The sequence below is a fragment of the Aquariibacter albus genome (assembly GCF_014145335.1).
Taxonomy (GTDB): domain Bacteria; phylum Pseudomonadota; class Gammaproteobacteria; order Burkholderiales; family Burkholderiaceae_C; genus Aquariibacter; species Aquariibacter albus.
On sequence record NZ_JACIVI010000001.1, the window covers coordinates 990,484 to 1,009,815 of the forward strand.

Below are 19,332 nucleotides of genomic sequence, written 5' to 3' on the forward strand. Positions count from 1 at the left end.
CCGGCCCGTGAGGCTCAGGGGGCCTCATGGCACGGCAGCGGGGGGCGGAAAGGGCGGCTCTTCGCAGGCGCCCTTCTCGGGCACGCAGGGCAGTTGCAGCCAGTCGTTGAAGCGGCGGGGTTCGCCCTCCAGCGCCAGCACCACGCGGTGCACGGTGCGGAACTGGCGCAGCGTGCCTTCCACCTCGGCCATGAACTGGGCGCGGCCGCAGGCGGTGTCGACTTCGGGCAGCTGGGCGCGCAGGTCGTGCAGGTCCACGTAGATCGTGCCTTCGGCGTCGATGCGGATGTCGCGCAGCAGGCCGGCCGTGGCGGGCGAAAACAGCGATCGGAAGCCGGCCGCCTGCTCGGGCTCGCTGGGGCCGGCGAAGAGCTGGTTCAGCACCGCGCGGCCGACGCCGCGGCTGGCGGGCAGCACGCGCTGGGCGGGATGGACTTCGGCGCAGTTCTCGGGGTCGTCGGCGAGGCGCTCGTTGCGGAAGTGCAGGTTGAGCACCATCGTGGCTGCAGGGCGGGCCGCGGCTTCGGCGGCCGGGGCGGCCTGCGCGTGGCCCGGCAGCGTGAGCAGGACGGCCAGCGCGGCAGCCCACGGCAAGCCCCTGGGCATGGCGGCCAGGGCAGCGGTCAGGCGGGCGGGGATGCGCGTCATGCGGGATTCCTTCCGGACGGTCGGGGCCTGGGTCGAGCGGCAAGGATAGTGCGGCGGGCTCGCTATGCTCCGCGCCCATGCGCATCCTGCTGGTTGAAGATGATCCCCTGCTCGGCGACGGCCTGGCCGCGGCGCTGGGCGCCCAGGGCTTTGTCGTGGATTGGTTCACGGACGGCCCGCAGGCCGATGCCGCACTGGCTGGCGCGCCCTATGACGCGGTGGTGCTGGACCTGGGCCTGCCCGGCGAGGACGGCCTGCACTGGCTGGGCCGCTGGCGCGCAGCCGGCCAGCGCACGCCCGTGCTGGTGCTGACGGCCCGCGACGCGCTGGAGCAGCGCATCGCCGGCCTGGATACCGGGGCCGACGACTACCTGATCAAGCCCATCGATGCCGCCGAGCTGGCCGCGCGCCTGCGCGCGGTGCGGCGGCGCCTGGCCGGCCGCAGCGAGCCGGTGTGGACGCATGGGCCGCTGAGCTACCGCCCCGAAGCCAAGTCCACGCTCTGGCAGGGCCAGCCGGTGGAGCTGACGGCCCGTGAGACGGCGCTGCTGGAGCTCTTCCTCAGCCATCCCCAGCGGGTGCTGAGCAAGGAGGTGCTGCTGGAGAAGCTCTACAGCTGGGACCAGGCGGTGGAAAGCAATGTGCTGGAGGTGCACATCCACCACCTGCGCAAGAAGCTGCATGCGAAGGTGGTGAAGACCGTGCGCGGCCTGGGCTATGCCCTGGGCCCGGCCGAGGAGCTGGCATGAAGGGCCTGCGGCGCTGGCATGCCGGCCTGAGCCTGCGGGCGCGGGCCCTGGCCTACACGATGGGGGCCGCGCCGCTGGTCTGGTTGCTGGCCGTGGCCATCACCGCCCACAGCGCCTACACCGAGATCGACGAGCTCTTCGACAGCCAGCTGGTGCGGATCGCCCGCCAGGTGCAGACCCTGCTGCCGGCGGCCTCGTTGGGGGCGCTGGACCTGGCGGCGGGGACGGATCCGGCCCATCCCGCAGGCTCCGCGGCCGGGGCGGCCGAGCTGGAGGACCTGTCGGTCGCCGTCTGGAATGCCGAGGGGCAGATGATGCTGGCCGACCGCGAGGGCGTGGACCTGCCCCACCTGGCCGACGCCGCGGGCTTCCGCGACCTGAAGGTCCATGAGGACCTGTGGCGGGTCTATTACCTGCAGTCCAGCCACGGCAATTGGCTGGTGGCTGTGGGCCAGAGCCTGCACGAACGCGACGAGCTGGTCGCCGGCCTGCTGCTTGCCCAGATCCTGCCCTGGCTGCTGATGCTGCCGCTGCTGCTGCTGGCGATGGGCGCGGCACTGCGCAGCGCGCTCAAGCCGCTCGACAGCCTGAGCCGAGCCCTGGCCCAGCGCGACCCGCAGGGCCTGGACCCGCTGCCGGCCGCCGAGCTGCCGCCCGACCTGCGGCCCCTGGTGGAGGCCATGAACAGCCTGTTCGTGCGCATCGACAGCACCCTGGCCCGCGAACGCCAGTTCACCGCCGACGCGGCCCACGAGCTGCGCACGCCGCTGGCCGGCCTGCGCGCGCAGTGGGATGCGGCCCGGCTGCAGGGCGGCGCCACCGGTCCCGGCCTGGACAAGATCGGCCTGGGCCTGGACCGCCTGGCCCGGCTGGTGCAGCAGATGCTGGCGCTGGCGCGGGTCGAGCACCTGGACGCTCTGGGCCCGGTGCAGGCGGTGGACTGGTCGGCCGTGGTGGCCACCGTGATCGACGGCCTGTGGCCGCAGGCCGAGGCGGCGGGGGTGGACCTGGAGGTGCTGGACCTGCGCGCCGACACGCTGCCGCTGCAGGGCGATGCCGCCCTGCTCGGGGTGCTGCTGCGCAATCTGCTGGACAACGCGCTGCGCCACGCCCCGCGCGGCAGCACCGTCACCCTGCAGGGCGGGCCCGGCCGCCTGAGCGTGCTCGACCGGGGCCCGGGCGTGACGCCCGAGCAGCTGGCGCGCCTGGGCGACCGCTTCTACCGGCCCGAGGGCCAGACCCGCAGCGGCAGCGGCCTGGGCCTGTCGATCGTGCGGCGCATCGCTGCGCTGCATGGCCTGGCCGTGACCTGGGGCCCGCGGGACGACGGGCCGGGCTTCGCCGTGCACCTCCGCCGCGCCTGAACGGCGCGGCCGGCGCGTCAGCGCGCGGCCTGCAACTTGCCCATCAGGGCCTTGATCTCTTCGCGGCGGCCGGTGTCGGCAATCTGCCGCGCGGGCCGCGGCGGGGCCTGCAGGGCCTTCTCCAGATGGCTCAGGGCCTCGGCGTTCTGGCCCTGGTCGGCCAGCAGCTCGGCGTAGAAGAAGTTGGGGTCGATGCCCTGGGGATTGATCTTCAGCGCCTGCTGCAGCAGTTCCTTCGCGCGGGCCTTGTCGCCGAAGCCGATCGGCCAGCCGGGCACCTTGGCATAGAGCACGCCCAGGCTGGCCAGGGCCGAGCCGTCGAGCGCGCGGGCGTCGATCGCGATGGCCTGCTCGTAGAGGCCGCGGGCCTGCTTGACCAGGCCGAGCGCGCCGAGGCCGCCCTTCTCGCCGGCCCAGCTGCTGAGCACGATGCCCTCCCAGATCAGCGGCTCGGGCCGGCCGGGCTGGGCCTCGCGCAGCTGGTGCGCGCGTTCGGCGAGCTGCTCGAAGGCCTTCTCGCGCTGGCGGGCCGGGGTCTGGTAGCGGATGACCTCCCAGCTCTGCTGGATATCGGCCAGGGTGTCGGCGGCCCGGGCCAAGCCGGGCACGAGGCTGAGGGCAAACAGGCTGGCGGCCAGGGCGTGGCGCAGGGCGCTGCGGCGTTGCATGGGGGATCCTTCGGAGATGGGGGCAGGGATTCAGGCGGGCAGGCTGCGGGCCTGGCGGCCGAGCGGGCCGTCGAGCAGGGTGGGCAGGCAGGCGTTGATCGGGCCGGCGAGGCGCTCGGGGAAGCCCAGGTGGCGTTCGGCTTCGCCACGCTCGATCAGCGCGACCAGGGCACGGGCCACCTGCGCGGGCGGGTCGGCGCGGCTGCCGCTGGCGAGGCGGTGGGCCTCCGCCTCGGGGCTGTTGAAACCGGTGGCCACGGCCCGCGGGCCGAGGTACTGCACGCGCACGCGGGTGTCGGCCAGCTCACGGCGCAGGCCTTCGCAGAAGCCGCGCAGGCCGGCCTTGCTCGCGCCATAGGCCACATGGCCGGGCAGGCCGAGCCGGCCCAGGACCGAGCCGATGGCGACGATGGCGGCCTGCGGCTTGCGGCGCAGGCCGGGCAGCAGGGCCAGGCTGAGCTGCATGGGCGCGATCAGGTTGACGGCCATCAGGGCCTGCAGCCGCTCGGCATCGAGCGTCTCGAAACGGCCGAAGGCGGGCAGGCCGGCGTTGTGGATGAGCAGGTCCACGCCGCAGGCCTCGGCGGCTTCGGCGCAGCGGGCCTGGTCTTCGGGGCAGGTGATGTCGGCCGCCAGCCAGGCGATGTCCATCGGCGCTTCGCCGGCACGCAGCGCGCCGAAGCTCCGGCTGAACTGCTGGCCCAGCGTGCGGGCCAGGTCTTCGAGCGGCTCGGCGCGACGGCCGACCAGCAGCAGCCCCGCGCCACGGGCTGCCAGGGCCTGGGCCGCTTCGCGGCCGATGCCGCCGGCAGCGCCGGTGAGCAGCGCGCGGGCACGGTCGAGCTTCATGCGGCCTCCAGCGCTTCGGCGGTGGCGGCGATCTCGGCGAACACCTCGCCGTAGAGGCGGTAGAAGCGCCGCGCGGCATGGACGATGGCGGCCTGGTCGGCCGGGTCGTGGATGTCGTCCATCAGCAGCTGGAAGTGCGCGGTGTGCTCCTGGTCCAGGGTGCCGTGCGAGCGCAGGTAGCTGAAGGCGGCGTCCGGCAGGTCGAGCGCCTGCTGGATGCGGTCGGCCGCGTTCAAGGCCAGCGCGACGCTGCTGCCTTCGAGCACCAGCACCATGCCGAAGAAGCCCAGCGGATTGCCGCGGGCGATCTGGTCGTAGGCGTAGGCCACCATCACCTCGGCCGCATGGCCGGGCGTGCTGGCCTCGGCCAGCGCGCGGTCGCCCCCCGCGGCGGCGATGTCGTCGAGGATCCATTGCTCGTGGCCGGACTCTTCCTCGATGTACTCGTCCAGGGCGGGCAGCAGCCAGGCCAGGCGATCGTCGTCGCGGGCGGCGATGCGGGCGCGGCAGGCCTCCAGCAGCGGCACGGTGTGCCGCACGTGGTGGTAGGCCTGCTGCAGGAATTCGCGGTAGGCCGGCCGGCTGACCTCCCCGCGCAGCGCACGCAGGATGAGGGGCTGGCTGAACAGGGCCTGGCGCTCGGCAGCGGTGGCCGCGAGCAGGATGTCGTGGAAGCGGTAGGACATGACAGGGAGGGCCGGAGGGGCGCGAGAGGGGATGGGCCGGCGGCTCAGGCCGCGGTGCCGATGGAGGCGGCCGTCTCGGCCGCGGGGCGCGGCAGGGCCGGCTCCGGGGCGTCGAGCCCCAGGGCCGTGCCGTGGCGCGCGGCGATGGCGGCGCGGCGCGGACGACCGTTGTCGGTCGCCATGCCGCTGGCCGCGTCAAAGGATTCGCGGGCCCGCACCCAGCGGGCGATGCGGGCGTAGTCGGGCAGGCCGGCGTTGGCCTGGGCCACGGCGGCGGCGAGTTCGCGGTCCAGCGCGGCCTCGTCCTCGGCGGCCCCGGGCATCGGCCACAGCACGGCCGAGAGCGCCGGCTGGCCGTCGCCCAGGACCACAGCCTGGGCGATGACGGGGCGGCCACCGGGCGCGGCCTCCTGCAGCGCGCACTCGACCCACTCGGGCGAGACATTGCGGCCGTAGGCGGTGATGAGGAGCTGCTTCTTGCGGCCGGCGATCCACAGATGGCCGGCGGCATCGAGGCGGCCGAGGTCGCCAGTCGGCCACCAGGCATCGGCTGGACGGGCCTCGGCTTCGCCCAGGTAGCCGAGCAGGCCGGTGCCCGCCACCTCGACTTCGCCATCCGCCGCCAGGCGCAGGCGGGTGTGCGGCAGCGGACGGCCGGCGCTGCCGGGCGCATCGGCACCGGGCAGGTTCAGGGTCTGGACCGAGCCGCCCTCCGACAGGCCGTAGCCCTCGAAGACCGGCAGGCCGACGGCGCGGGCCGCCGCCAGCGTGGCCGCACCCACGGCCGCGCCGCCGACGGCGACGAAGCGCAGGCTGTCGGGCGCCCGGCGGCCGGCTGCGGCCAGCCAGGCCGTCCAGGCGCGCAGCATCTGCGGCAGCAGGATCAGGCTGTGGGCCTGGTGGCGCTGAACGACTGCCTGGAGGCGGGCGGGGTCGAAGCGCGAGGAGCCGCTCCAGCCCAGCTCGGCCAGGGGCAGCAGCAGCAGCTCGGCACCGCGGGCGGCCGGGGCCAGGGTGCCCGCCACCTGCTCCAGCAGCACCGCCAGCGGCAGCACGGCGAGATGGCGCTGCAGCGGCAGGGCGGCGGTGGCCTGGGCGAGGCCGGCCGCCACGGCGGCCAGGCGGTCGCGGGCCAGGCAGACGCCCTTGGGCTGGCCGGTGGTGCCCGAGGTGAAGGTGACGAGGCCGGTGCCGGGCGGCATCACCGCGGCTGCGCTGCGGCCTGCCGCCAGGCCCAGCAGCCAGCGGCCTTCGACGGCCTCGGGCGCGCCGGGGCCGGCGGGCAGATGCAGATCGAAGCAGGGCAGGCCGGGCGGCGTGGGCGCGCCGGCGGGCAGCCAGAGTGTGTCGACGCCCGCGGCGTGCAAGGCATGGCTGCGCTGGGCCGCGCTGAAGAAGGCCGGCAGCGGCACGTGGACGATGCCCGCGTGGGCGGCCGCCGTTTCCGCCAGCAGCCAGGCGGCGCCGTTGTCGAGCTGGGTGGCGAGCACGCGCACGCCCTGCTCGCGCAGGCGCCGGGCAATCTGCACGGCCGCTTCGGCCAGGGCGGCCGCGGTCCAGCAGCCGGCCGGGGTGTGCAGGGCCGCGGGCAGCAGGGGATGGGCGCTCATGCCGGACGCCCCGAGCGGGCCGCGGCCGCGGCCTGCAGGCGCTCGACCGCCGGTTGCAGGCGGCCGGCGATGACCACCGGATGATGGCTGTAGTAGTCGCCCCAGGCCGCGCGCTCCTCGGGCAGCAGCCGGGCCGGATCGGCCGGGCCCAGCGCCACCGGCGCCAGACCCAGGCGCAGGAAGAGCCGGCGCAACTCCTCGGTCAAGGTGCAGGCGGCCCAGCGCACGCCGACGGCATGCAGGTGGGCGGCCACGGCGGGGATCAGCAGCAGGCCGTCGCCCGGCCGGGCCGCGCAGAGATGACCGATCTCGGCGATCTCGGCGCGCGGGGGCCGCAGCGGCCCGTGCTCGCCGAGCAGCTGGTCGACCGGCGCGTCGAGGTAGCGCTCCAGGTAGAGCGGCTGGTCGGCCAAGCGATAGCCGGCTGCGCCGAGCAGGCGGCCGTCGACCGTCGAGCGCAGCCCCAGCAGGCGCGGCGCGAAGCGCTCGACCCGGGCGCCAAAGCGCTGGGCGTAGACGCGGCGGATGTAGGCCTCGACCTCGGCGCGGCGGGGATCGTCCGGGCCGTGCTCGCACAGTTCGGCGCGGGCCGGGGTGTCCAGGGGGACGCAGGGTCGGGTGGCGGCTTGCATGGATCGCATCGTCTGCCCCTGGCATTAGCGCCGCCTTAAGGGGGAGGCCGCGGAAAACGCCGCAATGTGCGGCCGACGCCCCCTTGTTCCGGTCCGCAGCCCCACGGGTCTTGCGCAGGGTCAGGGGGCATCCCGGACAATGCGCCATGCCTGCCGAAGAAGCCCTGCTCAATGCCGATCTGCACTGCCACTCGCATGTGTCGGACGGCCAGCTGAGTCCGGCCGCCCTGGCCGAACGTGCGGCGAAGGCCGGCGTCGGCCTCTGGGCCCTGACCGATCACGACGAGCTGGGCGGCCAGGCCGAGGCCCGCGAGGCCGCGCTCGACCTGGGTCTGGCCTGGCTGGCCGGGGTGGAGGTCTCGGTCAGCTTCGCCGGCGAGACCGTGCACATCGTCGGGCTGGGCGTCGACCCGGACGAGGCCGGCCTGCAGGCCGGCCTGGCCAGCGTGCGCTCGGGCCGCAGCGAGCGGGCCCGCGCGATGGGCGAGGACCTGGCCCGTATCGGGCTGCCCGGCGCCTACGAAGGTGCGCTGCGCTACGTCCACAACCCCAATCTGGTGTCACGCACCCATTTCGCGCGCTGGCTGGTCGAGACCGGCGTCTGCGAGGCCACCCACGAGGTCTTCCGCCGCTACCTCACCGAGGGCAAGCCCGGCTATGTGCCGCATCGCTGGGCCGGCCTCGGCGACACCGTGCGCTGGATCACCGGAGCGGGCGGCATCGCGGTGATCGCCCATCCCGGGCGCTATCGCTTCTCGCCCACGGCCGAGTACGCGCTGATCACCGAGTTCATGGCCCACGGTGGCCGCGGCATCGAGGTGGTGACCGGCAGCCACAGTGCGGCCGAAGCCCTGAAGTACGCCGACACGGCGCGGGAGTTCGGTCTGCTGGCCTCGCGCGGTTCCGACTTCCACGCACCCGGCGAGAGCCGGACCGAACTCGGCGCCCTGCCCTGGCTGCCCGGCGACCTCGACGCCGTCTGGGACGCCCTCGGTTCCCGCATCGCGCGACGCTGATCCGCCTTCGCGGCCCCCGTCCCGGCCCGCGGACGGCCTCAGGGCTGCGGCCCGACGCCAACGACCGCAGCGGTCGTCGGGCTGCTCAGGGCGGGGGAGGCCATCAGCGCATGCAGGTGCGCGACCCGCTTGCGCGTGCCCGGATGGGTGGCGGTGTCGGGCAGGGCCCCGAAGCATCGGAAAGCGGCGAGGGCATCGCCGACCTCGTGACCCATGCCGAGGATCAGCCGCAGGCCGAAGGCATCCGCTGCGAGTTCCTGCTCATGGGCCAGGGCCGAGGCCTCCCGGCCCAGCACATGGGCCACGGCCTGCGTGTGCTCGGGGTCCACGGCACCGGGCACATGCTTGCGGTACAGCAGGCCCATGCGCGTCCAATGGCCCTCGATCACATGGCCCAGCTCATGGGCCAGCACGAAGCGACGCTGGGCCTCCGGCAGGCCAGCCAGGGCCTCGCTCGCGACGATCACCCGACCGAGCAGGCTCTCGGCGATCACCGGGGCCCGCGTCACCAGCAGGGTCACCTGCGGCGCCCGGGGCCAGGCCGCCATCACGGCGTTGAAGCTGGCACGGATCACCTCGACGGCTTCGGGCGAGGCCTCGGCCTCGCGCAGCGCAGCCAGGCGCATCCGCTGGGAACGATCCAGCACCTCGGCGATGCCGCCCGGGGTCCCCGGCGCCTCCGCATGGAAAGTCCCGCGCGGCGCGCCGGCATCAACCTCATGTGCGTGGAGGGGCTGGATCGCTTGGACGATCCAGATCAGCCACAGCCCCAGGACAAGCCGAAGCCCAGGCCAGCCGGACGCCCCCTTCTCACGGCCGCCGCCGCACCCTGCATGCCATGTCGCCATCTCGCACCTCCGGCGAAGCGTCCGCCGCCGGGAGGGCCGCGATCCGCACAGGCTGAACAGTGCAAGCTTGATGCCAAGGGTAAACCCTGATTTGAGGGAGAAAGGCCATGCGTCTCCGCCGGCCCCATGAAACGACGCCCGGCAGGACTGCGCCTGCCGAGCGTCTGGGGGCTTCAACCTGCGTTCAGCAGGCGTGTAGCGACCGGCGCCGCGACATCGCCGCAAGGCCTAGGAGACCCAGGGCCATCAGGGCGTAGGTCGAAGGCTCTGGGACAGGTGCGGACACGAAAACGGACACCGGCGTCTGCGACACCGCCACGGCCCCCGGATTGACAAAGGTCAATCCGGTGACGAAGGCAGAAGGGTCTGCGGGGTCGAGTCCAGCGGTCACCTCGATGTCGGTGACGGAGAAGGCCGTGACGCCGCCCGCGAAGTTGTAGAGCACGCCGGCATTCACCACATCGCTGAAGGAAACCCCCATGCCGTCCACACCGGAAACGGTGAAGACACCGTCCCCGACATTCGGAAGAATCAGGCTTGCGAATGAATTGCCGGGCGTCGTCAGCGCGTAGTCGTAACCTACCGCGATGAAAGGATCGATGAAGACGGGCGTCCCGGGGGTGGCGACAAACTCGAAGATGAATTCACCGTTGCTGCCCAGGTCACTCGGCAACAGGGGGTTTTCCTCAGACGACCCGTCACCGATCACCAGACCGTCCAGCAGCAGGCCGGAAAAAGCCATGCCACTGTCGAAAATCGTATCGCCCCAGTTAGTCACACCAAAGACGAGCTGGTAGGTGTCGGCTTGTGTGACGGTATAGGAAGAACCGATCCAGCCCGTTTGGCCGCAACCTGCTGCATAGCAGCCGCCGCTGGAACTGCCAAGCGGTGCCCAGGTGGTCTCTCCCGGCTGGATGGGCACGGACGAGGGATTCAGCGTGGCGTTGACGTCGGGCAGGCCGAAGCCCGGTGCAATGGTGCCTTCGGGCTGGGTTCGCGCCGTGAAAAGGTAGACGCTCGAGCTGCTTCCGCGCAGCTCGGCCCAGCCATAGTCGGCGAATCCGGCGCCGTCCGAGGTGATGTAGTTGAAATTGAACTGAACCACGGCCCCGGGCGCGGCATAGAAGGCATCGGAAATGAGTGCCGAGCCGTTCGTGCCGCCGACACCGGGAATCTGGCCGACACCGGCCTGCCCCCCCGAAGTAGAAATCCAGGTGTAGGTGCTGCCGCCGGGCGGCGCAGAGACCACACCATCCGGGCCGCTCTGGCCGCAATTACCGATGCAGGTATCGGCGCGCGCCGCCGGCAAGGCACCGAGTGCTGCAGCGAGCACGGAAAGCTTGAACAGGGCGGAAATGTGGTTCACAGGGCCTCCTCTTGTCTCTGCCTCGGCTGGATCTGCTGCACCGCTCAAGCGGCACAGCACCGCAACAGGCTGAAAGCAGTCTGCCAGTTGCGCCGATCCGATGCCCCGCCGCTCCCCGCGGCTGAGGGGGTAACAAAGGCTTGAACCGCCCGAAGGAAGGAAGGAGAACCCCCAATCACCCGGTAGGAATACCCCCCTAAATCATTGGAAATTCGGAGCTCGGCCCGGGCAGCGTACCCCTTACGCAGAATCGTCCGATGCGTCGGACAGCAGCGTCGGACTCTCGGCCGTGGGGGCAGGCACCGTGCCCGTCCACTCGAAGACCGCGATCGATTCGACATGCGCGGTGTGCGGGAACATATTGACCACGCCTGCATGCGTGCAGCGGTAGCCGGCGCGGTGCACCAGCAGGCCGGCGTCTCGGGCCAGGGTGGCGGGATTGCAGCTCACGTAGACGATGCGCTGCGGCGGCCGCCAGCCTGCTGCCTTGTCAGCCGCGGGCTGCACGCTTTCCACCAGGGCCTGCACCAGGGCCAGCGCGCCCTCGCGCGGCGGATCGACCAGCCAGCGCGCAGCCACACCGTGGGCCTGGAGCGTGGCGGCATCGATCTCGAACAGATTGCTGGCCGCGAATTCGGTCTTGCCGTCCAGGCCGTTGTGCGCGGCGTTGCCGCGAGCGCGGGCGACGAGCTCGCGGCTGCCCTCGATGCCCAGCACCTCGCGCGCCCGGGTGGCGATCGGCAGGGTGAAGTTGCCGAGACCACAGAACCAGTCGATCACCCGCTCCTCGGGTTGGGCGTCGAGCAGGCGCAGCGCACGGCCGACCAGCACCTGGTTGATCGCCGCATTGACCTGGGTGAAATCGGTGGGCCGGAAGGGATGCTCGATGCCGAACTCCGGCAGCGTGTAGGCCAGGGCGGGGCCGCCCTCGTCGAGCCGGTGCACGGTGTCCGGGCCCTTGGGCTGCAGCCACCACTGCACGGCATGCTGGCGGCCGAATTCGCGCAGGCGGTCGAGGTCCGCCTCACCCAGCGGCACCAGGTGGCGCAGCACCAGCGCGGTGACCACCTCGCCGGAGGCCGGCCGGCCGACGGCCAGCTCGATCTGCGGCAGGCGGTCGCGGGCGTCCATGCCCATCACCAGCGCGCGCAGCGGCAGCAGCAGGGCGGAGACATGGGCCGGCAGCACCTCGCAGCGGCGCATGTCGGCCACGTAGCTGGACGCCCGCTCGTGGAAGCCGACCAGCACCGTGCCCTTCTTGACCACATGCCGCACCGACAGGCGGGCACGCTCGCGGTAGCCCCAGGACGGCCCCTGGATGGGCCGCAGCACCATGGCCGGCCGCACCCGGCCGAGGTGCCAGAGCTGGTCTTCGAGGACGCGCTGCTTGACGGCGATCTGCGCGGCCGGGTCGAGGTGCTGCATCTTGCAGCCGCCGCAGGCGCCGGGCTCCAGGCCGAAATGCGGGCAGGCCGGGCGCACGCGCTGGTTGCTCTCGCGCTCGACCGCGGTCACGCGACCCTTGGCCCAGGCCGATTTGCGGCGGGTGATCATCGCCTGCACGCGCTCGCCGGGCAGACCGCCTTCGAGGAAGAGCACGCGGCCTTCGGCGTCATGCGCCACGCCCTGGGCTTCGAGATCGAGCGACTCGATCTCGAAGCGAACATCGTCTTCATGTGTCATCCGCCGGATTATCCCGGCCCGCCCGGCCGCGCCCCGGGGCCGAGAATGCCGGCCCGACTGCCCTCACCGCCCTGCACACCATGTCCTTCCAAGCCCTCGGCCACGGCATCACCGTCATTGACACCGACTTCATCCGTCCGGGCTTCGACGCCGCCTACCTGATCGTGCAGGACGGCCGAGCCGCCTTCATCGACTGCGGCGTCAACCACAGCGTGCCGCGGCTGCTGGAGGCCCTGGCCGCCCAGGGCCTGGGCCCCGAGGCCGTGGACTGGGTGATCCCCACCCATGTGCATCTCGACCATGCCGGCGGCGCCGGCCTGCTGATGCAGCAGTGCCCCAACGCCACCCTGCTGATCCACCCGCGCGGCGCGCGCCACATGATCGACCCGACGGCCCTGGTGGCCGGCGCCACCGCCGTCTACGGCGCCGAGGAGATCGCCCGCACCTACGGGCAGATCCTGCCGGTGCCGGCCGCCCGGGTGCGCGAGGCCGGTGCGGACGAGACCGTGCAGCTCGCCGGCCGGCCGCTGCGCATCGTCGACACCCCCGGCCATGCGCGCCACCACTTCTGCGTGTGGGACGCGGCCTCGCGCGGCTGGTTCACCGGCGACACCTTCGGCATCTCCTACCCCGAATGCACCGGCCGCGGGGGCCGCTACCTGCTGCCGACGACGACCCCGGTGCAGTTCGAGCCCGAGGCCCTGCATGCCTCGGTCGAGCGCCTGATGGCCGAAGCGCCGGTCTGGATGTACGTAACCCACTACGGCGCGCTTGGCGGCAGCGTCGAGGCGGTCCAGGCCCTGGCCGTGCAGCAGCATGCCCAGATCGACCAGATGGTTGCCGCGGCCCGCGCGGTGCAGGCGGCCCATCCGGCACCCGGCCCGGTGCGGCATCAGGCCCTGCGCGCGGCCTGTGCCGACATCTACGTCCGGGCCTGGCAGGCCCTGGGCGGACCGGCCGATCCCGCGCGGATCGCCGAGGTGCTGTTCAACGACATCGAACTGAACGCCCAGGGCCTGGGCGTCTGGCTGGACCGCGGCACGCGGGCCTGAGGCCGCGCACGGACGGGAGCCGGCCCTGCCGGCCGGAGGCCTCTGCGGGCGGGCTGGACGGGATGTCCGGCCGCCCGGGACCGACTTGTTCAGGACAGAAGGGGACGCGGGAGCGAACTGCCGGGAGGAGTCCGGCCTTTTCCCTCCTTCGGGTGAGGTGATCCCCCCTAGTCTCCCGGCATGCCCAGGCGGCCGGCGACAGGCCTCCGCCTCTTGTCCCACCGACCCGGCCCGTCCATGCGCACCAACCTGCCCGTCACGACCCGCGAGTACCCCTTCCCCGCCGGCGAGACCCTGGTCTCGACGACCGACTTGAAGGGCCGCATCGTCTACTGCAATCCGGCCTTCATCGAGGTCAGCGGCTACGCCAGGGACGAGCTGCTTGGCCAGCCGCACAACCTGATCCGCCATCCCGACATGCCGGAAGAGGCCTTCCGCGACATGTGGGACACGATCGCCGCCGGCCTGCCCTGGTCGGCGCTGGTCAAGAACCGGCGCAAGAACGGCGACTACTACTGGGTGCAGGCGAACGTCACGCCGCTGATGGAGGGCGACCGGCCGGTGGGCTACATGTCCGTCCGCACCCAGCCCAGCCGCCAGCAGGTGCAGGGCGCCGACGCGCTCTACGCCACGATGCGGGCCGAGAAGCAGGCGGGCCATCTCGTCCACCGCCTGCAGCAGGGCCAGCTGCTGCGCGCGACGCCGCTGGGCCGCCTGACCGCGGCGCTGCGGCCGGGCCTGGCCGGCAAGATGGGCCTGGTCGCGCTCGGCCTGAGCGGCAGCGGCTTCCTGGCCGCCGTGCTGGCCGGCGCCGCGCCGAGCGGACCGGGCCTGCTGGCCGCCGCCCTGGGGCTGGGCCTGCTGAGCCTGGGCGGGGCCTGGCTGCTGCAGGGCCTGACGGTGGCGCCGCTGGGGCGGCTGATCCGCTTCACCAACCGCATGGCCGCGGGTGACCTGACGCAGACCCTGAGCGTCGACCGGCACGACGCCATCGGCGCCCTGGGCCGCGGCCTGAACCAGCTGAACGTGAACCTGATGTCCATCGTCCGCGACGCGCGCAGCGAAGTGGCCAATATGCGCAACGCGACCCGCGAGATCGCTGCCGGCAACCACGACCTGTCGGCCCGCACCGAATCGCAGGCCTCCTCGCTGGAGGAAACCGCCGCCTCGATGGAACAGATCACCGGCACCGTGCGGCAGAGCGCCGACTCGGCCCGCGAGGCCGAGCAGCTCGCCGGACAGACCACCGCCATCACCCAGCGCAGCAGCGCCGCGGTCGACCGGGTGACGACGACGATGCGCGAGATCAGCAGTTCCTCCCACCGCATCACCGAGATCATCGGCGTGATCGACGGCATCGCCTTCCAGACCAACATCCTCGCGCTCAATGCCGCGGTGGAAGCGGCCCGGGCCGGCGAGCAGGGCCGCGGCTTCGCCGTGGTGGCCTCCGAGGTGCGGGCCCTTGCGCAGCGCAGCTCGAATGCGGCGCGCGAGATCAAGCAGCTGATCGAGGACTCGACCCAGAAGGTCGACGAAGGCTCGCGCCTGTCCGACGAGGCCCGCTCGACGATGAACGAGGCCCTGGGCGCGGTGCAGCGCGTCGGCACCCTGATCCAGGAAATCAGCCACGGCGCCCGCGAGCAGCTCAGCGGCATCTCGCAGGTCAACGAGGCGGTCGCGCAGATGGACACCATCACCCAGCAGAACGCGGCCCTCGTCGAGGAACTGGCGGCCTCGGCCAGCTCGCTGGAGCAGCAGGCCGAGACGGTGCAATCCACCGTGGCGATCTTCCGCATCGACGGCCATGCCCCCCAAGCCCTGCCCGACGCCGTCGAGCTGCGCCGCGAGGCCAAGGCCGCCGGCGGCACGGCCAGCCTGCAGCCGGCCTGAGGCCCCACGACCCGCGGGTTCTCCCGGAGGGGGCTCTAAACTGCCACGCCGCGCCCGGGCCCTCCCGGGCGCTTCTGCTTGGACGCCCCGCCCCCCACGGACACCGCATGTCGATCGATGCCCTGCTCGTCTCCACCGGCGTTGTCGCCGTCAGCGAGATCGGCGACAAGACCCAGTTGCTGGCCCTGCTGCTGGCCGCCCGATTCCACCGTGCGATGCCCATCATCGCGGGCATCTTCGTGGCCACCCTGGCCAACCATGCCGCGGCCGGCGCCCTGGGCGCCTGGATCCAGAGCCTGCTGCCGGGCGACTGGCTGCGCTGGCTGCTGGCGGCCAGCTTCTTCGCGGTGGCGGCCTGGACGCTGAAGCCCGACACCCTGGACGAGGACGAGGGAACGCCCCGGACCAGCGCACTCGGCGTCTTCGGCATCACCGTGGTGGCCTTCTTCCTCGCCGAGATGGGCGACAAGACGCAGATCGCCACCGTGATGCTGGCCGCCAGGTACGACAGCCTGCTGGCCGTGACGATGGGCACCACCCTGGGCATGATGCTGGCCAATGTGCCGGCCGTGCTGCTCGGCGACCGAGCGGTGCACTTCGTGCCGCTGGTCTGGGTGCGGCGCGTGGCCGCGCTGATCTTTGCCCTGCTCGGCCTGGCGGTGCTGCTCGGCGTCGGCGGCTGAGCCCACTTTCCGGAAAGCGAACCCCATGCGTCTGCTGCACACCATGCTGCGCGTCGGCGATCTGCCGCGCGCGATCGACTTCTACACCCGCATCCTCGGCATGCGCCTGCTGCGCACCACCGAGCGTCCGGAACAGGGCTACAGCCTGGCCTTCGTCGGCTACGGCAACAACCCCGAGCATGCCGAGATCGAGCTGACCTACAACCACGGCGTCAGCAGCTACGAGATCGGCACCGCCTACGGTCACATCGCCCTGGGCGTGCCGGATGTGGCGGCCACCTGCGAGCGCATCCGCGCCGCCGGCGGCACCATCACCCGCGAGGCCGGCCCGGTCAAGGGCGGCAGCACGGTGATCGCCTTCGTGCAGGACCCGGACGGCTACAAGATCGAGCTGATCGAGCGGGCCTGAGCGGGCCCCGTGCGAGGCGCCGCCGCCACGGCCTGGCTCAGGCCTGGCGGCGCGTGCCCTCGGTGAGCAGCCGGCTGCGCACCTCGCGCAGATCGTCCTCGGTGTCGAGGTCGATCAGCACCCCGGGATCGTCCACTTCCACGGCCTGGGCCGGGTAGCGGGCGATCAGGCGCCGCGCGCCGGTGTCCCCGCGCAGGCGGCTCAGCTCGGAGTACAGCTCCGCGCCGAAGGCCACCGGGTGGCCGCGGCGGCCGGCATGCTGGGCGTAGGCGATCGGCAGCTGCTCCAGCCCGGCGGCCACCGCCGCCAGGGTGTCAGGCCGCACCAGCGGCATGTCGCCGGGCAGCACCAGCCAGCCCCGCGCATGCGGGCGCGCCATCACGCCGGCGGCGATGGAATCGCCCATGCCCGGCAGGGGCTCGCCCTCGGCCGGTGGATCCTGCGCCGTGGCGGCCTGGGCCGGCAGGCTGAGCAGGGCCTCGGCGGCGATGCGGCCGGCCAGCAGCGGTCGCAGATCCGGCCGCAGCACGACCAGCACCTCCAGCCCGCTGGCTTGCGCGGCCTGCACGGTGGCCTGCAGCACGCTGCCGACCTCGCCCAGCGGCTGGGCCAGCTTGTGGCCCAGGCCCTGGAAACGGCTGCCCTGGCCGGCGGCCAGCACCACCACCACCGGGCGCCGCGGCGCCCCCAGGCCGGCTGGGTGCGCGCTCATGCGGGGCCCTTCCCTGCGCCGCGCAGCAGGCGCTGCGGCGGCGTCCCGGGCCGTGGAAGACGAGGTGTTGGCGACATGTCAGCATCAGACCGAAAAGCCGCCGGACGCGCATCGGGGCCGGTCCTGTGCAGGCTTTCCCTCGGCCGCGCGAGCCCCCGGGCCGACCCTGTACCAGGTCGGCACAGGGTCGGTGGCAGGCCGCTCAAGCCAGGCGGGCGAAGGGCAGCTCGCGCAGGCGCTTGCCGCTGAGCGCGGCCACGGCATTGGCCACGGCCGGCGCGATCGGCGGCGTGCCGGGCTCGCCCAGCCCGGTGGGCGGCGCGTCGCTGGGCACGAAGTGCACGTCGATGGGCGGCACATCGCTCAGGCGCGGCGGCGGGTAGTCGCTGAACTGGCTCTGCTCGACCCGGCCATCCTTCAGCGTGATCGCCACGCCCGGCTGGATCATGGCCAGGCCGTAGACCAGGCCGCCCTCGATCTGCGCCCGCGCCGCCAGGGGATTGACCACGGTGTTGGCATGCACGCCCGCGGTGACGCGGTGGAGCCTGGGCCGCCCCTCGACCAGCGAGACCTCGACCACATAGGCCACGACCGAGCCGAAGCTCTCGTGCACCGCCACGCCCCAGGCCTGGCCGGCGGGCAGCTTGCGCTGGCCGTAGCCGCTCTGCTTGACGGCCAGTTGCAGGGCCTCGACATGGCGGGCCAGGCGCGCCGGCTCGGGCGCGGCCTTCCAGCGCGCCAGGCGCCAGGCCACCGGATCCTGGCCGGCGGCCTGGGCCAGTTCGTCGGCCAGGGTCTCCATCACATAGGCGGTGTGGGTGTGGCCGACCGAACGCCACCACAGCACCGGGATGGGCAGCTCGGGGTGGCTCACCCGCAGCCGCATCGGCAGGCCGTAGAGGTTCTCGACGACGCCCTCGGTCATGGTGTGGTCGATGCCATCCTTGACCAGCACCGGCTCGAAAGGCGTGCCCTTGACCAGGGACTGGCCGACGATGACATGGTCCCAGGCCAGCGGACGGCCCTGGGCGTCGAGCGCGATGTCCACCCGGTGCAGATGCATCGGTCGGTAGTAGCCGCCCTGCACATCGTCCTCGCGACTCCACATCACCTTGACCGGGCCGGGCTTTGCGCCCGGCTGGGCCAGCCAGGCCTTGGCCAGGGCCGCGGCCTCGCGCAGGTAATCGGAGCTTGGCACCGCGCGGCGGCCGAAGCCGCCGCCCGCGGGCATGGTGTTGAGCGTCACGTTCTCGGGCTTGAGGCCCAGGGTCTGGGCGATGGCGCCCTGGTCGACGGTCTGGAACTGGCTTCCGGCCCAGACCGTGGCCTTGCCCCGGGCCAGCTCGCTCAGGTCGAAGGTCGCGTTCAGCGGCTCCATCGGCGTGTGGGCCAGGTAGGGGAAGCGGAAGCTGGCCTGGATCGTCCGGGCGGCGCCGCGGGCGGCGGACACGTCGTGCGCCCGGGCGGTCAGCTTGGGCGCACGGGCTTCCTCCTCGAAGCGGGCGAAGAGGCCGGCGGTGGACAGGCCGGCCGCCGGGCCGTCCTTCCAGCTCACCTTCAGCGCATCGCGGGCCTGCTTGGCCGCCCAGTAGCCGGTGGCGACGATGGCCACGCCGCTGCCACCGCGGTCGGTCGGCGTCTCGAAGACAGCCAGCACGCCGGGGATGGCAAGGGCCGCCGTCGCATCCAGGCTGGCGACCTGGCCGCCGAAGCTCGGCGCGCGCTGCAGCAGCGCGGTCTTCTGCTCGGGCAGGCGCAGGTCCATGCCGTAGACCTTCTCGCCGCGGGTCGTCAGCGCCGCATCCAGGCGGCCCTTGGGCCGGCCGATGAGGCGGAAGTCGGCCGCCTTCTTCAGCGTCACCTCGGCCGGCAAGGGCTGCCTGGCGGCCGCCTCGGCCAGGCTGGCGTAGCTGGCGCGGCGCGCGCCGGCGATCACCTGGCCGGCCTCGGTGCGGCAGGCCGACACGGGCACGCCCCACTGCGCGGCCGCGGCCTGCACCAGCACGGCCCGCGCGGTGGCGCCGATCTGGCGGTAATGCGGCCAGCTGTGGGCGATGGCGGTCGAGCCGCCGGTCATCTGGATGCCGAAATTGGGATCCTTGTAGGCCTCGCCCGCCGGCGCCAGGCTGGCGCGGACCTGCGACCAGTTCAGATCCATCTCCTCGGCCAGCAGCATGGGCAGCGCGGTCAGCGCGCCCTGGCCGAAATCCAGCCGGTTCACGCGGATCTCCACCGTGTTGTCAGGCCGGATCTGCACGAAGGCCCCGGGCTGGGGCAGCGGCTTGGGCGCTGCGGCGGCAGGCTCGGCGGCCTCGGCCTGCGGCGGCGCGCCAAAGCCGATCAGCAGGCCGCCGCCGGCAGCCACCGAGAGTTGCAGCCAGGCGCGGCGGCTCAGGCCGGATTCGGACGGCGCGGCGGATGCGGCCGGCGCAGCCGATGTGGCGCCCAGGCGATCGAAAGCAGCCAT

Annotated in this window: 18 protein-coding genes; 7 read left to right on the top strand and 11 right to left on the bottom strand. The window is 72.9% G+C overall.

The features are described from left to right. Nucleotides 1-24: 24 nt before the first annotated feature. Entirely contained in the window at nucleotides 25-648 is a 624-nt protein-coding gene (locus tag H4F90_RS04450) for a GerMN domain-containing protein (RefSeq protein WP_182661838.1), read from the bottom strand. A gap of 77 nt (nucleotides 649-725) precedes the next feature. On the opposite strand from H4F90_RS04450, the gene H4F90_RS04455 reads away from it, so the two are divergent. Both H4F90_RS04455 and H4F90_RS04460 read left to right on the top strand, forming a co-directional pair. Then, nucleotides 726-1,397, top strand: a complete 672-nt coding sequence (locus tag H4F90_RS04455; RefSeq protein ID WP_182661840.1) for a response regulator — start codon at nucleotides 726-728, stop codon at nucleotides 1,395-1,397. Further along, nucleotides 1,394-2,761 carry an ATP-binding protein gene (locus H4F90_RS04460; RefSeq protein ID WP_235971951.1) on the top strand — a complete coding sequence of 456 codons (1,368 nt, stop codon included), beginning with the start codon at nucleotides 1,394-1,396 and terminating at the stop codon, nucleotides 2,759-2,761. The genes H4F90_RS04455 and H4F90_RS04460 overlap by 4 nt, the downstream gene beginning before the upstream one ends. A gap of 17 nt (nucleotides 2,762-2,778) precedes the next feature. Here H4F90_RS04460 and H4F90_RS04465 read toward each other — a convergent pair whose 3' ends face one another. Genes H4F90_RS04465 through H4F90_RS04485 form a run of 5 tightly spaced genes read right to left on the bottom strand, consistent with a single transcriptional unit; the run spans nucleotide 2,779 to nucleotide 7,206 of the window. Further along, entirely contained in the window at nucleotides 2,779-3,429 is a 651-nt protein-coding gene (locus H4F90_RS04465; protein ID WP_235971952.1) for a tetratricopeptide repeat protein, read from the bottom strand. 30 nt (nucleotides 3,430-3,459) lie between these two features. Next, the gene (locus tag H4F90_RS04470; RefSeq protein ID WP_182661842.1) at nucleotides 3,460-4,278 is read right to left on the bottom strand and encodes an SDR family oxidoreductase; all 819 of its coding nucleotides are present in this window, start codon (nucleotides 4,276-4,278) and stop codon (nucleotides 3,460-3,462) included. Beyond that, nucleotides 4,275-4,964, bottom strand: a complete 690-nt coding sequence (locus H4F90_RS04475; protein ID WP_182661844.1) for a TenA family transcriptional regulator — start codon at nucleotides 4,962-4,964, stop codon at nucleotides 4,275-4,277. Before H4F90_RS04475 ends, H4F90_RS04470 begins: the two co-directional genes overlap by 4 nt. A gap of 44 nt (nucleotides 4,965-5,008) precedes the next feature. After that, the gene (locus H4F90_RS04480; protein WP_182661846.1) at nucleotides 5,009-6,574 is read right to left on the bottom strand and encodes an AMP-binding protein; all 1,566 of its coding nucleotides are present in this window, start codon (nucleotides 6,572-6,574) and stop codon (nucleotides 5,009-5,011) included. Beyond that, nucleotides 6,571-7,206 carry a thermostable hemolysin gene (locus H4F90_RS04485; RefSeq protein WP_182661848.1) on the bottom strand — a complete coding sequence of 212 codons (636 nt, stop codon included), beginning with the start codon at nucleotides 7,204-7,206 and terminating at the stop codon, nucleotides 6,571-6,573. The genes H4F90_RS04480 and H4F90_RS04485 overlap by 4 nt, the downstream gene beginning before the upstream one ends. A 146-nt stretch (nucleotides 7,207-7,352) precedes the next feature. Between H4F90_RS04485 and H4F90_RS04490 the strand changes: the two genes are divergently transcribed. Next, the gene (locus H4F90_RS04490) at nucleotides 7,353-8,222 is read left to right on the top strand and encodes a 3',5'-nucleoside bisphosphate phosphatase (RefSeq protein ID WP_182661850.1); all 870 of its coding nucleotides are present in this window, start codon (nucleotides 7,353-7,355) and stop codon (nucleotides 8,220-8,222) included. Between the two features lie 38 nt (nucleotides 8,223-8,260). On the opposite strand, the gene H4F90_RS04495 is transcribed toward H4F90_RS04490, so the two are convergent. From H4F90_RS04495 to rlmD, 3 genes are all read right to left on the bottom strand, one after another. Then, nucleotides 8,261-8,869: a M48 family metalloprotease gene (locus H4F90_RS04495; RefSeq protein WP_182661852.1), complete on the bottom strand. Its 609-nt coding sequence runs from the start codon at nucleotides 8,867-8,869 to the stop codon at nucleotides 8,261-8,263. Nucleotides 8,870-9,254: 385 nt separating this feature from the next. Further along, nucleotides 9,255-10,436, bottom strand: a complete 1,182-nt coding sequence (locus tag H4F90_RS04500; protein WP_182661854.1) for an NF038132 family protein — start codon at nucleotides 10,434-10,436, stop codon at nucleotides 9,255-9,257. A 240-nt stretch (nucleotides 10,437-10,676) separates the two neighbouring features. Beyond that, nucleotides 10,677-12,119, bottom strand: coding sequence for a 23S rRNA (uracil(1939)-C(5))-methyltransferase RlmD (gene rlmD / locus H4F90_RS04505; RefSeq protein WP_182661857.1), 1,443 nt, complete (start codon nucleotides 12,117-12,119; stop codon nucleotides 10,677-10,679). Between the two features lie 80 nt (nucleotides 12,120-12,199). Between rlmD and H4F90_RS04510 the strand changes: the two genes are divergently transcribed. The 4 genes from H4F90_RS04510 (at nucleotide 12,200) to gloA (ending at nucleotide 16,153) form a co-directional block, all read left to right on the top strand. Then, on the top strand, nucleotides 12,200-13,171 hold the full coding sequence (locus H4F90_RS04510; RefSeq protein ID WP_182661859.1) for an MBL fold metallo-hydrolase: 972 nt from the start codon (nucleotides 12,200-12,202) through the stop codon (nucleotides 13,169-13,171). A gap of 237 nt (nucleotides 13,172-13,408) precedes the next feature. Next, nucleotides 13,409-15,061: a methyl-accepting chemotaxis protein gene (locus H4F90_RS04515; RefSeq protein WP_182661861.1), complete on the top strand. Its 1,653-nt coding sequence runs from the start codon at nucleotides 13,409-13,411 to the stop codon at nucleotides 15,059-15,061. A 113-nt stretch (nucleotides 15,062-15,174) separates the two neighbouring features. Continuing rightward, on the top strand, nucleotides 15,175-15,744 hold the full coding sequence (locus tag H4F90_RS04520; RefSeq protein ID WP_182663047.1) for a TMEM165/GDT1 family protein: 570 nt from the start codon (nucleotides 15,175-15,177) through the stop codon (nucleotides 15,742-15,744). A 25-nt stretch (nucleotides 15,745-15,769) separates the two neighbouring features. Beyond that, a complete protein-coding gene (gene gloA / locus H4F90_RS04525) occupies nucleotides 15,770-16,153 on the top strand; it encodes a lactoylglutathione lyase (RefSeq protein WP_182661863.1) in 384 nt (127 codons plus the stop codon). Between the two features lie 37 nt (nucleotides 16,154-16,190). Here the strand turns inward: gloA and H4F90_RS04530 are convergent, their stop codons facing one another. Together H4F90_RS04530 and H4F90_RS04535 are read right to left on the bottom strand one after the other, a co-directional pair. Beyond that, nucleotides 16,191-16,865 carry a nucleotidyltransferase family protein gene (locus tag H4F90_RS04530; RefSeq protein WP_182661865.1) on the bottom strand — a complete coding sequence of 225 codons (675 nt, stop codon included), beginning with the start codon at nucleotides 16,863-16,865 and terminating at the stop codon, nucleotides 16,191-16,193. A 202-nt stretch (nucleotides 16,866-17,067) separates the two neighbouring features. After that, the gene (locus tag H4F90_RS04535) at nucleotides 17,068-19,332 is read right to left on the bottom strand and encodes a xanthine dehydrogenase family protein molybdopterin-binding subunit (RefSeq protein WP_182661867.1); all 2,265 of its coding nucleotides are present in this window, start codon (nucleotides 19,330-19,332) and stop codon (nucleotides 17,068-17,070) included.